Source organism: Halanaerobium sp. (assembly GCF_003070835.1).
In genome coordinates this window covers 24,116-39,669 of the sequence record NZ_QBLR01000006.1, presented here as the reverse complement: position 1 = coordinate 39,669, position 15,554 = coordinate 24,116, and the positions used below count along the sequence as shown (strand labels likewise).

The following is a 15,554-nucleotide window of genomic DNA, read 5'->3' as shown; positions in this document are numbered from 1 at the left end:
ATAATGATATTACAGCAACTTTAAAAGGAGGAAGAAAATGAGGATCAGAGAATTTAGTGTTTTAATGCTGCTATTACTGGTTATTTTTTCAGCATCTGTTAGTGCAGCAGAAGTTTTAAGTCTAAATCAGGCTTTAAAGATAGCTGAAGAGGAAAATCTTGATTTAGAAATGGCAGAAATTGAATATCAAAAAGCGGAAATTAATCAGAAAAATTTAGAACTGCAGAATAAATATAATTTTACTGAGGTAAATAAACTGGAAATTAATAAAAACTATTTGAGCACCGAAAAACATTATCAGGATACTAGAGCCAGAATAATAAAATCTATTATTCAGCAGTATACCAATTTATGGTTAACTGAAAAGCAGATCGAAGCTCAAAGCCTGACAACTGAAGCAGAAGCAAGACTCTACAATGAAATGCAGGCCAGATATGAACTCTCACAGATCAGCCGGCTGGATTTGCTGGACCAGTCCAATACTTTTAATGAAGCTCAAAATAATCTGGAAAACTTAAAAAATAATTATCAGCAGAGTCTGCTGGAATTCAAAACTGCTTTAAATTTAAAGGATCAAGAGCTAAAAATTAAAGAACTGCCTGCACCTGAAATCTGGAATATTACTGAAGCTGAGGCAGTGAAAAAGGGTCTGGAAAACAGTAATGACTTAAAAATTGCCGAGCTTGATTATAAGCTGGCTGAAAAAGAATACGCAAAGAAAATAATCGATGCTTCAGATTCTGAACAAAAAATTGCCGGGCTGGATTTAAAATCAGCTGAACTTGCCCTCAAAAAAGCAGAAGAGGGATTAAAAAATAGTATTAGCAAAGCCCATTTGAAACTTAAACAGGCCGAAAAAAATATAGATTTACAGAAAGATAATCTGGAAAGAGCTGAAAGTCAGTTCAATCAGGTTCAAAGACAGTTTGAACTGGGCAGTGTTAATAAAACGACTGTAATTCAGTATCAGGCTTCTTTAGTTAATAGTGAGTATCAGTTTAAAAACTCATATCTAAATTATTATCTGGCCAAAGAAGAATTAGCAGATTTATTAAATATGGAGCCAGGGGTGACAATAAATGCAGTTAATTAATATTAAAACGAAAAATTATTCAATTTATTTTATTACGGGTCTGTTTCTAATCTTATTTTCTCTATCCACTGCTGGCAGCACAGCAGCAGAAATTTCGCTGAAAGAAGCCGTTGAACACGGCCTGGAATACAATCTGGAAATCAGACAGCAGATAAATACAGTTGAAAATGCCGAGCGTCAGTTAAAAACTATTAGAGCTCAGCAGGACTGGCAGATTGAAGTTTCAGCTAATTATAATGAAATTATTGATCAACCAGAAACTAATAGATTAAGCTCAGGATTTACATCTCCTGGTGGTTCTCAGGAAGCTTCGGAGGGAGCTAATACTTCCCTATCAATAAGTAGAAATTTCGGCTCAGGTTTTAATTTATCTCAGACAGCCGAAGTTGATGATCAGGGAGATAGTGATTATACGGTAAATATTGCCTATCCTTTATTTAAGGGAGTCCCAACTGAATCAGAAAAGGCCTATTATGAGCAGGAGCAGAAGCTGTTAGATGCTAAAAACAGTTTAAATTCACTGCTGGAAGAAAAGCTCTCAGCCTGGCTGAAAAATTTTCTTCAGCTGCAGCGGCTGGACAAAAGTCGAGAAAATGCAGAATTACAGCTTAAAACTGCAGAAAAAACTTTAGCAGAAAGCAAAAAATTATATTCAGATTCGCAGATTTCAGAGAGTGAATTAAAGACTGCGGAGTCAGATTTTATAGATGCTGAAAACAGCTTTTCTGAAATAAATAATCAGTTTAAAAATGCTCTTAAATCATTTAAACTTACTTTAGCTTTAAATGAAGGGACAGAGATCAATCTGGAAGCTGACGAATATTTAGAGGAAATCAAAGCTCAGCTTATTGATTATCAGCAGTATGATTTTGAAAAAATGTATCAGAGTTTAACTGCAGCTGATTATGACCTTAAATCTGCCGCAGTTAACTTAGAATTACAGAAAAAACAGCTGCAGTGGTTTGAGGATGAAGGCAGAGCTGAGATTAATTTAAATGGAAGCTATAATCATTCTGCGGAAGTTTCAACTATTGGAGTTAACTTTTCCTATGATCTCTTTGATGGAGGACAGCGCAAATTAAATGAGCAGAACTTGAGGTCCAGGCTGGAGCTGGCAGAAGATAATTATCAAAATTTAAAAGAAAATAAAAAAATAGGTCTGGAAAACCAGCTGAATAAAGTATTGACTGCTGAGAGAAGTTTAGAAAGTGCAGAATTAAAGCTGGATAATGCAGAAAATAATTTAGAACTTGCTAGAGAGCAGCATCAGGCTGGTTTGATTACAGAAAAAGCCTATAACAAGCAGCAGCTGGCCTTTAAGCAGAGTCAGTTAAACTATCAGCAGGCAGCAGATAATTTATTTATTGAAAAATTGAATTTAACCATGCTTTTAAATAATCAATATCCAGATAAAAATAGAGGTGTAAAATAATGAAAAAATTTCTTAGAAAAAACAGAGTGCTTGCAGTAAGCTTAATTTTAATGGCAGTTATTTCTGCTGCAGCTTTAGGAAACGGATTTTATGACTTTTTTGTTACAAATGTCAGTGCACAGGGCCCAGGTGGGGGCGGCGGCCAGGGAGCTGGAAACCCGGAAATGAGCAAGGAAGCTGCTGCTGAGGAGGAAACTGATAATGCAGCTGAAGCAGCGGCAGTCGAGGTAGCTGAGGTAAAAAAAGATAATTTTTACATTTATACTACTGTTAGTGCCGAATCAGAAGCATCTGAGGAAGTAATGCTCAGCCCCCGAATTCAGGAAATTGTAACAGAAGTAGCAGTTAATGTAGGAGACTCAGTAGAGGCAGGTGACAGGCTGATCAAGCTGGATTCCCGCAGTAATGAAATCAGCGTTATTCAGGCAGAAGCTTCTTTAAAAAGCGCAGAAGCCAATCTTCAGAAAGCTTTAAATGGGCCTCGAGAAGAAGAAATTTCCCGTCTGGAAGCTCAGCTTGAACAGGCAGAATCAGAACTAAAATTGAGAAGAGAAAATTATGAGCGGCAGCAGGAATTATTTGAAGAAGGCTATTTATCTCAGGAAGAGATAGACCAGGCAAATAACCAGCTGGTTGCTGCTCAGAGCAGTTACCAATCTGCTCTTAAAAATCTGGAGATGACTAAAGCCGGAGCAACTAAAGAAGAAATAGCCCAGCTTGAATCTCAGGTAACTCAGGCTGAAGCAGCTTTAGAATCTGCAGAATTAAAATTATCTTATACAGAGATTAATTCCCCTATTGCTGGTATAGTAACTGAAATTAATGCTCAAAGAAGTGAGCTTTTAAGTGGGAACTCTGCAGCTGTGGTAAGTAATATTGATAAAATCAAATTAACTGCCTATATCAGCGAAAATAATATTAATAGTCTGCAGGCTGGAGATCAGGTTATTGTTAATTTTACAGCAATTGAAGCTGATTTTACCGGTCGAATTAAAAGTATCTCTCCCAGAACAGCAGCCAACAGACGCAGTTTTCCGGTAGAAATAATAGTAGATAATCCCGATAATATTATTAAAGCAGGGATGACTTCTCAGGTTTCAATTCCAATTGACAGAGCAGCTGATTCAATAATTATTCCTCAGAATGCTCTTTTAGAAGACAGCAGCGGCTACTATGCCTTTGTTGCTAAAGCTGGGAAAGTCGAAAGAAGAAAGCTGGAAATAAGCCTGGAAAATGAAAATAATGCTGCAGTGAGCTCAGGTCTTGCAGCTGGCGAGAAGGTTGTAACCCTGGGTAAAGAAGGATTAAGTGATGGGGACAGTATTCAGGTTGTTAATCGGGGGGATAACTAATGAAGATCTCCGATATATCAGTAAATAGACCGGTTACAATTACAATGTTAATCCTGGCAGTTATTTTAATTGGTGGAATAGCCTTAACAAGGCTGCCGATGGATTTAACTCCTGAAATGGAAATGCCATTTTTAATGATTAGAACCTCCTACAGTGGAGCAACTCCAGAAGAAGTAGAAGAACTTGTGACCAGACCGGTCGAATCATCTGTGGCTACAATTGATGGTTTGAGCAATTTAAACTCAACCAGTAGTGAAGGCAGCTCAATGGTTTTTCTGGAATTTGATTACGGGACTAATTTAACGGAAGCAAAAAATGATCTCAGAGATTTGATTTCTCGGATCGAGGCCAGGTTGCCCGATGGAGCAGATGAACCGCGAATAATGAATTTTGATCCCAATGCCCAACCGATTATGCAGCTATCTGTTGCTGGAGGTTCAGCAGTTGAATTAAAAAAGATTGCTGAAGATACAATTCAGCCCCGACTGGAAAAAATAGTTGGAGTGGCTTCTGCTGAGGTCTCTGGTGGAAGAAGTAGAGAAATCAGAATCAATGCAGACCAGGAACAGCTTGCAGCCTATAATCTCAATTTAAATCAGATAGCTGCTGCAGTAAGAGCCAGCAATCAGTCCGGTGGTTTAGGCACAGTAATGGTTGGAAATGAAGAGATTTCTGTTCGCGCCCTGGGAGAATTTGAAGATTTCAGTGATCTAGAAAAAATAGAAATCACAACAGCAGCTGGGGATAAAGTCCCGCTGACCTTACTGGCTGATTTAGAAGATGGTTATCAGGAAGTAAACAGCATCAGTTATTTAAATGGACAAGAGAGTATAGGACTTTCAATTCAAAAACAGGGTGACAGTAATACTGTTACAGTTGCTGAAGAAGTTAAATCAGCTGTGGCAGAACTAAGAGAAGAAATGCCCGGGATAGATATTCAAATTACAAGTAACAATGCTCAATATATTGAGGATTCTATCGACTCAGTACTCCAGAACTTTATTATAGGTGGTATTCTGGCAGTAATTATTCTCTTTTTATTTCTGCGCAACTTCAGCAGTACTATTGTAATTGCAACAGCAATTCCGATTTCAGTACTGGCAACCTTTGCCCTGATGTATTTTGCAGATTTGAGTTTAAATCTAATTACCCTCGGTGGTATAGCACTTGGAGTTGGAATGCTGGTTGATAACTCAATTGTTGTCTTAGAAAATATTTATCGGCATCGGGCTCTGGGAGTAGGCCGCCTGGATGCAGCAAAAGAAGGAGCTTCAGAAGTTGCAACAGCTATCAGTGCTTCAACCCTGACTACAGTTGCAGTATTTATTCCAGTAATCTTTATTGAGGATTTGCTGGCACAAATATTTACTCCAATGGCTCTGACAGTAACCTTCTCACTGCTGGCATCACTATTTGTTGCTCTAACCTTTATTCCAATGTTATCTTCAAAGGCCCTGAAGGTTAGTGAAAACGAGTCAGATGAAAATGTTAAAAAGAAGCGTTATGTAAAATATTATCAGAATCTGCTCTCTAAATCACTCAGGCACAGATATAAAATAATTTCAGCCTTTGTTATTTTCTTTATTCTATTTGCAGCTGGACTGGCTGCAGATATAATTCCACTGGAAACTGAATATATGCCGGCCTCTGACCAGGGTTCAATCAGAGTTTTTGCCAATATGACAGGTAATTCAACTGTAGAGTTAAATAATGAGCTAGCTCAAAAACTCCATAACAGAGTCGAAGATATCGAAGAAATTGATCTCTTAACCTCTCGGGTTAACAGTGGTCGGGTCAATATGACCGTAGAATTAATCCCACTGGAGGAGAGAGAAAAAGATGTAGCTGCAGTAGCAGAAGAAATAAGAAATAGAACCCGTAATATTCCGGGGGCTTCAGTTAATGTTTCCGCAATGACCTCAATGATGGGTGGAGGTGGAGGCGGAATGGGAGGAACTGCTGTTGAAGCTCAGATAAAAGGTCCGGATTTAGATACCCTACTAACTCTGGGAGAAAATGCTGAAAATCTAATAACAGAAATTGAAGGAATTCGAAATACTAATTTGAGTCTGGAAAAAGGAAATGAAGAAATCCATGTTAAAATCAATAAAACTCAGGCTCAAAATTATGGTTTTACTGACAGTGATATAATATCTTATGTCAATATGGCTTTAAGCGGCAGTACCATCAGTCAGCTAACTGAGTCAGGAGAAGAAATTGCTATAGTTCTTAAACTAAAAGATTCTGAAAGTACATCTTTAAGAAACTTAGAAAATATTAACCTCTTTGGTTCAAATGGGACAACAGTTCCGCTTTCTCAGCTGGCAGCAATTGAAGAAGGAAGAGGTTATTCTTCGATTGCCAGAGAAAATCAGCAGCGCTATATTTCCTTAAGTGCTGATATTTTTGAGCGCCCCTTAGGAGAGGTGCAGACAGAAGTTGAATCAGTAATGGATTCAGAGCTCAATCTGCCTTCAGGTTATACAATTAGCTATGGTGGAGAAGCTGAGGATATGGCAAGTTCATTTTCTCAGTTATTTATAGCAGCAATACTTGCAGTTGTCCTTGTTTACATGGTTATGGCTTCTCAATTTGAATCACTAATTCATCCTTTTGTCATTATGTTTACAGTGCCGCTTTCAGTTGTAGGAGCTGTACTGGGGCTGATAATCACAGATACAGCCTTAAGTGTTAATGGACTAATTGGTGCCATTATGCTGGTTGGAATTGTGGTTAATAATGCAATAGTGATGATCGATTATATTAATAACCGTAAAACTCAGATGAGCAGAAAAGAGGCAATTTTAGAAGCTGCTCCAATCAGACTGCGCCCTATTCTGATGACAACGCTAACAACAACTCTGGCCCTCGTTCCGCTTGCGCTTGGAATTGGTACTGGTGCTGAAACTCAACAGCCGATGGCGATTGTTGTAATCGGAGGTCTCTTATTTTCGACCATCTTAACTCTAATAATCATTCCGGTTGTTTATGATATTGTTGATGAAATAAGAAATAAATTTGTCAACTGGTTAAGAAAAATCGTTCATAAAGAAGAGGCTCTGGAAGAATAAAAGATAATAAATTAATCATTCTAATATCCCGGTTTTGCCGGGATATTTTTTTGCAGAGATTTAGATCTAAAGTTAATTTGATATAAATAATAAATTCACAATTAAATCAAAAAGGATTTAGTAAATCAATCTTGAATAATAATTAAAGAGGTAAATTAATAGAGATATAAAAGGAAATTCAATTTTAATTATTAATTGGGGGTAAAAAAATGCAGTACAGAAAGATGGGTAAACTTGATGTTGAAGTTTCAGCGCTTGGTTTTGGAGCAATGAGACTGCCAATCAATGGAGACGATTCTTCCAACATTGATGAAGAAGAAGCTATTAAAATGATTCGTTATGCAATTGATAATGGGGTTAATTATGTAGATACAGCCTGGCCCTATCATCAGGGGGAAAGCGAAAATGTTGTAGGTAAGGCCTTAAAAGACGGCTACAGAGATAAAACTTACCTGGCAACAAAATTACCAATCTGGGAAGTTGAAGAAGAAGCAGATCTGGATAAGTATCTGGATAAACAGCTGGAAAAGCTGCAGGTAGAAAAAATTGATTTCTATCTCTTACATGCTTTAAATGCAGAGCGCTGGCAGAAGATTAAAGATTTAGATATTATTGAATGGGGAGAAAAGAAAAAAGAAGAAGGTAAGATTGAATATCTCGGTTTTTCTTTCCACGACAGCCATGATGTATTTAATGATATTTTAGACGGCCATGACTGGGATTTCTGTCAGATTCAGTATAATTATCTTGATACAGAATATCAGGCAGGTATGGCTGGCCTTAAAAAAGCATATGACAAAGGTACAGCAGTTGTAATTATGGAACCTATTCGCGGCGGCTGGCTGGCCCAGGAACCTCCAAAAGCAGCCAGAGAATTATTCGAATCTAAAAATCCAGAGAGGACTCCAGTCGAATGGGCTTTACACTGGATCTGGTCTCAAAAGGAGCCGGGAGTAGTTTTAAGTGGAATGAGTAATATGGAGCAGCTTAAGGAAAATCTTGAGACTGCTTCTGAGTCAGAAGTTGGACTTTTAACTGAGTCTGAGTTTGACATGATGGAAAAGGCGGCTGAAGAGATGCGGGGGCCAATTACCTGTACCCGCTGTGAATACTGTCTGCCCTGTCCTGAAGAAGTTAATATACCTGAAAACTTCTTTAAGTTCAATCAGGCTAAACTGCTTGACAAAGGTGAAAAAATGGCTGAAGAATATTATGAGATGGATGAAACAGCTAGAGCCAGCAACTGTGTTGAATGTGGGCAGTGTGAGCCTCAGTGTCCTCAGAATTTAGATATAATTGATTTATTAAAAGAAGTTGACAAATATTTTGCTGACTTAGCTTCTTAAAAATTAAATTTTAATATGTTAATCTTAAATGGTACCGGGTACCTGGATTAAATCTCCAGGTACCCGGTACCATTTTTTTTAACAAATTTTCAAAAAAGACTTGACAAAGAAAATAAATAGGATTATACTATGAGTGTACCAGTTAACTAGTGCACTATTAAATTTGGTTGGAAGGAGGGAAGATATGGATATTGATTTCAACGCAGCCTATCCAATTTATGAGCAGGTTATAGAAGAGATAAAAAAGGAACTGGTTAGAGGTGAGCTGAGACCGGGCGAAAAATTACCATCACAGCGTAAACTGGCCAAAAAAATTGAAGTAAATCCCAACACTGTTCAGCGTGCTTACCGGGAGATGGAACAGCGGGGACTTGTGGAAACAAAAAGAGGAAGAGGAACTTTTATAAAGGATGATGAGCAGGTGATGATAGAAATAAGAAAAGATATGGCAGAAACAGCAGTTAAGGAATTTATAGATGAGATGATTTCACTCGGCTTTAAGCAGGATGATATTATCGAAAAGATAAATAACAATTTAAAGAGGAGGGATCAGGATGAATGAAAATATAATTGAAATTAAAGGATTAAAAAAGAAATTTCCTGGAGTTCAGGCACTCAAAGGAATTGACCTCAAAATACCGGCCGGAATGATCACCGGGATTGTAGGGCCAAATGGCAGTGGTAAATCAACAATGCTTAAAATAATTTCTGGTTTAATTGTTAAAGACAGCGGTCAGATTAAAATTAATCGCAAAAATAAAGAGCAGCATTTGATGCAGGATATCGCTTTTTTACCTGAGATCAATCATCTTTATAAGTGGATGACTATTGCTGAGATGATTAAATTTCATGAAGAGCAGTACAGTGATTTTTCTACTGTTAAGGCGGAGGAACTTCTAAAATTTATGAATCTTAAACTGGAGCAGAAAATCAACAACCTTTCTAAAGGAATGGCTGCCCGATTAAAGCTGGTTTTAGTTTTAAGCCGCAGTGCTGAAGTCGTTATTTTGGATGAACCACTGGCAGGAATTGATCCCGCTTCCAGAGAGAGAATTTTAGAAACATTAATTGGAGAGTTTGACAGTGAAAATCAGACGATTATTTTGGCTACTCATGAGATAATCGAGGCAGAAAGATATTTAGACCATGTAATTTTTATTGAAAACGGTGAACTCTTACTATCTGGAAATGCTGATGATCTAAGAGCAGAAAAGGGTAAGTCTATTAGAGAACTAATCGGGGAGGTATTCGAATGAAAAGTCTAATTTCCTTAATCAAAAAAGAAGTCAGGCAGTTAAATATTTTAATTATAGTTTCAACACTAATTATTGCTGCCTGGGAATGGTTTTTAATCACCAGAACTGAAAATTGGCCGCAGGGGTTGAGCTTTGGACTCGGTTTTATCCCCCTCTTTTTTCTACCGCTAATTATGCTTTTTCTGGCCTATAACTCATACCGCAGTGAGTGGGGAGCAAATACAATTTATCTTCTAAAAATTCTTCCCCGCCGTGGTTATGAAATTAATTTTGCTAAAGTTTTTCCTGCCTTTGCTTATTATTTAATTTTAAGTGGTGCTCTAATTTTAGTTAACCTATATTTTCACCAGGGTTTTCTGGAACAAGCATTTCGTCAGGTTCCGGAAATGCTGGGGAGAGAAGTATTCAGTGAATTTCTACTTCTTGCTTATCTTTCTTACCTAATAACTGGAATCCAGATTTATCTGATAACCCAGTTTTCCTATCTGGTGGCAACATTTTTTAATCGCTTTAGGCTATTAATCAGTATTCTGGTCTTTATTTTGAGTCATTATTTGATTTTAAGAATTGGAGGCTTTTTAAACTATCTCTTTAACTGGCTGCCGGATTTTCCACTATCAATATTTACAGAGACCCCGGCTGGAGTTAGTGAAACTACAATCTATATTGGCTCTGCACCATTTATGGTAATAGCAGTTATTATGATCGGGCTCTTTTTCTTAAATTCCCGGCTGCTTGCTTCTGATGTCGATGTTTAAAAGGAGGAAAAAATGAGTAGAAAACAATTTGTAACTTATCTTTTAATAATCTTAACGCTGGTGATGATTGTTGATATCAGATATGTACGCTCTGATAATCATTTATTTGAAGGTTTTATTACCGAATCAATTGAAGAATTGATTGAAATGGAAGGTGCTGTTTTTCAGAATAATTTTGACAGTGACAGTATTAAGGCAGAAAAGGATGGAACTTTAAATTTAGGAGCCGAATTTTTGGCTGAAAATGAAGAGCTGAGCAGTTTTTATATAAAAAATGATTTTGGTAGTATCGATCTTAGAGGAACTGATAATCAGGAAATAACTATTGATTATACACTCAAAGTTCACGCTGAGGATAAAGAGGCAGCAGAAGAATTTATTAAAGATTTAGAAGTAATTTATGAGCTTCAGGGAGACAGGCTGGAAATAGCCCTAAATAAAAGTCAGACAGCAACTCCAGATTTAATAAATGTGGTAGAAATTGATTATCAGATCAGTGTTCCCAGAGAGTTAAAAGCTGAACTAAGTAATAAATACGGAAGCTTAAATGTTTCTGAATTAGAGTCTGAATTAGAGGCCAGCAACCGCTACGGCAGTACAGATATTGATAAAATTACTGGCCCAGCAGCAGTTAGTTTAGATTATGGAGAGGCTGAAATTAGTAATCTTGGTTCTAGTCTGGATTTAGAAACAGCCTATACAGAAAATACTGTTCGCAATATAGCTGGGGAATTTCGACTGGAGAGTGCTTATGGGTTTAACAGGCTTAAAAACATTGAATCTGATTTAATAATCGACAGCCGCTATGGTGGTGCAGAAATCAGCCGGGCTAAAGATGTAGAGGTCAACAGCCGCTATACAGGTTTTAGTTTTGAAGATATCAGCGGTAAAATAACTGCAGATATAGAATACGGTGATTTAAGATTAAGAAATATTTCTGATCTGGATTTAGAGCTCCGCTATGCAGATTGTACTATCGAAAGACTCAGAGATTATGAATTATATAATTATGATCTCAGGGTAGAGTATGGTAATATAGAGGCTGATTTGGGTGGAGTGAATTATGATAATCAGGAAGAATTAATCTATCAGGGAGCTGAGGCTGAATATGAGATTTTGATTCGTTCCGAATATGGTGATATTGAGATCAGATAGGTTTTGTCCTTATCAGGCAGTTTATGATATAATTAAATTGCCTGATAGGAGTTGATTAAATTGTTAAATAAAAAAGTTAAATTAATTTATAATCCGGCAGCTGGAGACAGATCTTTTAATTCTTATCTGGATAAGTTTTTAGAGAAATTTCAGGCTGCCGGTTTTAAGGTAGATATTTACCGCAGTATGGAGCCGGGAGATTTTGGAATTGGTCTGGAAAATATTGACGAGAGTTTTGAAGCGGTAATTGTTGCCGGAGGAGATGGTTCTGCCAGCGAAATGGTTGATCTGATGCAGAAAAATAAAATTGATCTACCGCTGGGTATTATTCCAGCAGGAACTGCCAATGATTTTGCTTCTTTTCTCGGGATGACTCAAAATATTGAAAACAGTGTTAAAAGAATTTTAGACTGGAAAGTCAAAGAAATTGATGTCGGCCGGGTTAATGGCCGCTATTTTTTAAATGTCTGTGTTGGCGGAATCATTTCACAGATTGCCCATGGAACTGAAACCGAAATGAAAAATAGACTGGGCAAAGTAGCTTATTATCTGCAGGGATTAAAAGAATTGCCCAATATTAGATCAATGCAGCTTGAAATTGAAACTTCTCAGAAAAAAATTGAGGGGGATTTTTTAGGTTTTTTTGTTTTTAACAGTAAAGATGCCGGTGGTTTTAAAAATGTTGCCAAACTGGCCTCAATTGATGACGGCTTATTTGACCTTTTAGCAGTTAAGACCGGTAATATTCTAAAACTGAGCTCAGCAGCAGCTGATCTATTTAATGGTAAGGAAATTAAAAATGAGAATTTGATTTATCTTCAGGATAATTATTTTAAAATCACCTTAAAAAACAGCAGCAAAGAGCAAAATTGTGATATTGATGGTGAAAAAGGACCCGCATTTCCCTTAGAAATTGAGCTGGTTCCTGCCGCTCAAAAAGTTTTTACAGCTTAATTAGTCCTGATGCAGGAAAAGAGCTTTAAACAGCTAATTATATACTAAGATAATCACATTTTGCCCTGCTGCCAGGTAAGAGCCTCTCTAATTGCACTTTGAGCTTGGAGAGGTTTTTGCCATTTAGGCAGGAAAAATTATTGAAACAGATTAGAAAAAGGAGAATTTAAATGTTAAAATGTCAAAAAATTTTTAAATTGAATAAAATAATCTTAGTTTTAATGATTATTTTTTTTACTGCTGCACCGATTCAGGCTCAGACTGAAAAAGAGATTGAATTCTGGACAATAAATTTAAAAAATAGTTATCAGAACTACTTTCTCAATAAAATTAGTCAGTACGAAGCAGATAACCCTGAAATAAAAATAATCTGGGAAGATATCAGTTTTTCTTCTATTAATCAGCAGCTTCGTTATCGAATAGCTGAAGGCAATGTACCGGAAGTGGTTAATTTATCACCTCAGTTAATGGCTTCACTGCTTAAAGCAGAGCTTTTATTTCCAATTTCAAGTTTAGATAAAAATTACAGCAGCAGTTATTATCCTTTATTATGGGAAAATGGCAGCTATCAGGAACAGTATTATGCTTTTCCCTGGTATTTAAGTTCTAAATTAATGGTTTTTAATCAAGAAATTTTTAAAATTGCAGGACATAATCCAGCAGAAATTCCGGAAACTAAAACTGAATTATTTAATCTGGCTGAAAAAATAACCGAGAAGACTGGTGTCTACGGACTAATGCCCCAGATTAAAATTCAGCATGAATTTCTGGAAGCAGGGATAGATCTATTTAAAGTTGAAGCTGGACAGACTAAGGCTGCTTTTAACAATCAAAAGGCTGTTGAGATTATCAAAAATTATCAAAAACTGGCTGCAGAAGGAGTTATTCCAGCTGACAGTTTAAGTGCAGGCTTTAATATTGCCCTGGAGCGTTATCAGAATAACGATCTTGCTATTTTATTTACAGCCCCTCAATTCTTAAGCCAAATTGAGTCAGAATCAGTTTATTTAAATGATGTGACAGCACTGGCAGCAGTTCCAACAGCAGCTGAAGGAGTTATTAATGCTGCTCTAATGAATCTGGTAATTCCTAAAGGAGCTGACCATAAAAGTGAGGCAGCCGACTTTGCCCATTTTATTACTTCAGCAGAGGCCCAACAGGAATTTTCTCAGCTGGCTTCAGTGCTGCCTTCTGCGGTGATAGAGGAATCAGCTGAGTTTGAAACTGAAGAAATAATCTTTAGGAAAAAAGCAGAGGAATCATTAAGCAGCTCAGCTCAAAAAATATTAAGAAAACAGCTTCCGCGATATCAGGATTTAACCCTGGTACACCCCAGAGCTGATCAACTAATCAAAATCATGGAAGAACAGTTTGCCAGAGCTTTTGCCGGTAAAATTACAGCTGAAGCGGCTTTAAATATTATGGAAGAAAAATGGAATCAAATTTTAGCAGAGGTGGACTGAAATGAAAAAAAATAAATTTTCTATTATGTTGCTTTTAATTATTATTATTCTGGCAGCTTTCTCTTCAGCTGAAGCTTATTATAAGCCTGAAGAATACAGAAAGTCATTATTAGCAATCAGAGATGTAGAAAGAATACTGGATAAACTGGAGGCAGATTTAAATCAGGCCCAAAATACTTTTAGAATAATTCCTGGAGACAAAATCACATCTGAACTGGCAGTTATTGATAACAGTTATCAGAAAATGATAAACAGCTATCAAAATCAAAATGACTCAGATGTTGAACTTGAGGCCCAAAAAATTAGTGCTCGGGGAAAAAAGCTCAGGCTTGAAATTATTGAATCTAAGCCTGTTCAGCTGCGGGCTTTCTGGCTGGACAGTGGGACTTTTGCAGAGCTGAAGGGGAGAGCAGGAGTGGAAGCTTTCCTTGATCAGGCAGCAGAGGCTAATTTTAATGCTATTTTTCCAGAAACTTTTTACAAAGGGATGACAGTTGTTCCCACCAGTGAGCTTATGGTTCAGGATCCAGGGTTTAAAAGCTGGCAGGAGGATCCTCTGCAGGTTTTAATAGAAGCAGCAGAAAAAAGAGGGATTGAAGTTCATGCCTGGGTCTGGGTCTTTAATGAAAATACAGCCGGTAAGCCGGGAAGAATATTAAGAGAAAATCCTGACTGGGCAAATAAAAACAGAGCCGGCGAAATAGTTAGCTATCACAATTCGAGCTGGCTTTCTCCAGCTAATAGTGAAGTGAAAAAATATCTGCAGCAGAGGTATCAGTACCTGGTTAAAAATTATGATTTGGATGGAATTAACCTTGATTACATTCGTTTTCCGGAAGAATACAGGGGCAGTTTTGGCTATGATAATTCTACAGTTGAGGCTTTTAAAGACAAACATAATCTAGATCCTTTTAAAATTGAAAGTGGGAGTCGGGATGCTGCTTTATGGAATCAGTTTAGAGAAAATCTGATCACGGAGATGGTAAGAGAGAGTTCTGAAATTCTGCGCCAGCTGGATCCTGAACTTTTAATTTCTGCTGATGTAATTCCTGGGAGAGAGGAAGCCCGCTTTAGAGCTCTGCAGAACTGGTCACTCTGGCTTGAAGAGGGTTATTTAGACTTTGTACTGCCGATGACATATACGGAAAATCTTTTCTCAGAATTGAGCAGCTGGATCAAAGAGGATCGAGAAATAATCAAAAAACCTCTATATGCCGGTATTTCTGTTTTTAAACTTAGCTCTGCTCAGGTGGTTGAGCAGATGCGGGAAATAAATAAAATTAATCCAAATGGATTTTCTTTATTTGCAGCAGCACACCTAAAAAAGGAAGATTTTGAGAGCCTGGCAGCCGGGATATTTTCAAAAAAAGCAGTACTGCCCCATCAGAACAGAAAAGAATCTCTGGCAGAGATGCAGGATTTTATTCTTCAGAGGTTAAATATTATAAAAGAGGCAGGAAAAATTAATAATGATGATTTAATTAAAATTAGAAGATTTTTAAATCAGAAAGTCAGTCTGGAAACTGATACTTCAAATGCCGAGCAGGGGCTAACCCTTTCTCAATTTTCAGCAGCAAATAATTTAAATATTTCTGCTGATGTAATGGAAATACTTGTTTCTGATTTTAATTACCTTGATAATATAATTAAGCTTTATTAAATCTTTAAAAATTT

At 37.0% G+C, this 15,554-nt stretch carries 12 protein-coding genes; all 12 read left to right on the top strand.

The window, feature by feature from the left end:
• Positions 1–37 precede the first annotated feature (37 nt).
• Complete coding sequence (locus CI949_RS01550) at positions 38–1,093, top strand: TolC family protein (protein WP_290762456.1); 1,056 nt, start codon at positions 38–40, stop codon at positions 1,091–1,093.
• The gene (locus tag CI949_RS01545; RefSeq protein WP_290762454.1) at positions 1,080–2,525 is read left to right on the top strand and encodes a TolC family protein; all 1,446 of its coding nucleotides are present in this window, start codon (positions 1,080–1,082) and stop codon (positions 2,523–2,525) included. The genes CI949_RS01550 and CI949_RS01545 overlap by 14 nt, the downstream gene beginning before the upstream one ends.
• On the top strand, positions 2,525–3,877 hold the full coding sequence (locus CI949_RS01540) for an efflux RND transporter periplasmic adaptor subunit (RefSeq protein ID WP_290762451.1): 1,353 nt from the start codon (positions 2,525–2,527) through the stop codon (positions 3,875–3,877). Before CI949_RS01545 ends, CI949_RS01540 begins: the two co-directional genes overlap by 1 nt.
• Entirely contained in the window at positions 3,877–6,948 is a 3,072-nt protein-coding gene (locus tag CI949_RS01535; protein ID WP_290762449.1) for an efflux RND transporter permease subunit, read from the top strand. Before CI949_RS01540 ends, CI949_RS01535 begins: the two co-directional genes overlap by 1 nt.
• A gap of 209 nt (positions 6,949–7,157) precedes the next feature.
• Positions 7,158–8,294, top strand: coding sequence for an aldo/keto reductase (locus CI949_RS01530; RefSeq protein ID WP_290762447.1), 1,137 nt, complete (start codon positions 7,158–7,160; stop codon positions 8,292–8,294).
• A 184-nt stretch (positions 8,295–8,478) separates the two neighbouring features.
• Positions 8,479–8,856 (top strand): GntR family transcriptional regulator, encoded by a 378-nt coding sequence (locus tag CI949_RS01525; RefSeq protein WP_290762444.1) that lies wholly within the window; start codon positions 8,479–8,481, stop codon positions 8,854–8,856.
• On the top strand, positions 8,849–9,550 hold the full coding sequence (locus CI949_RS01520) for an ABC transporter ATP-binding protein (RefSeq protein WP_290762441.1): 702 nt from the start codon (positions 8,849–8,851) through the stop codon (positions 9,548–9,550). The genes CI949_RS01525 and CI949_RS01520 overlap by 8 nt, the downstream gene beginning before the upstream one ends.
• Positions 9,547–10,308: a hypothetical protein gene (locus CI949_RS01515; RefSeq protein WP_290762439.1), complete on the top strand. Its 762-nt coding sequence runs from the start codon at positions 9,547–9,549 to the stop codon at positions 10,306–10,308. Before CI949_RS01520 ends, CI949_RS01515 begins: the two co-directional genes overlap by 4 nt.
• A gap of 12 nt (positions 10,309–10,320) precedes the next feature.
• Complete coding sequence (locus CI949_RS01510) at positions 10,321–11,463, top strand: hypothetical protein (protein ID WP_290762437.1); 1,143 nt, start codon at positions 10,321–10,323, stop codon at positions 11,461–11,463.
• Between the two features lie 60 nt (positions 11,464–11,523).
• Positions 11,524–12,417, top strand: a complete 894-nt coding sequence (locus CI949_RS01505) for a diacylglycerol kinase family protein (protein WP_108142317.1) — start codon at positions 11,524–11,526, stop codon at positions 12,415–12,417.
• Positions 12,418–12,587: 170 nt separating this feature from the next.
• Complete coding sequence (locus CI949_RS01500) at positions 12,588–13,880, top strand: ABC transporter substrate-binding protein (protein WP_290762434.1); 1,293 nt, start codon at positions 12,588–12,590, stop codon at positions 13,878–13,880.
• A 1-nt stretch (position 13,881) separates the two neighbouring features.
• Complete coding sequence (locus CI949_RS01495; protein WP_290762432.1) at positions 13,882–15,540, top strand: glycoside hydrolase family 10 protein; 1,659 nt, start codon at positions 13,882–13,884, stop codon at positions 15,538–15,540.
• Positions 15,541–15,554 lie beyond the last annotated feature (14 nt).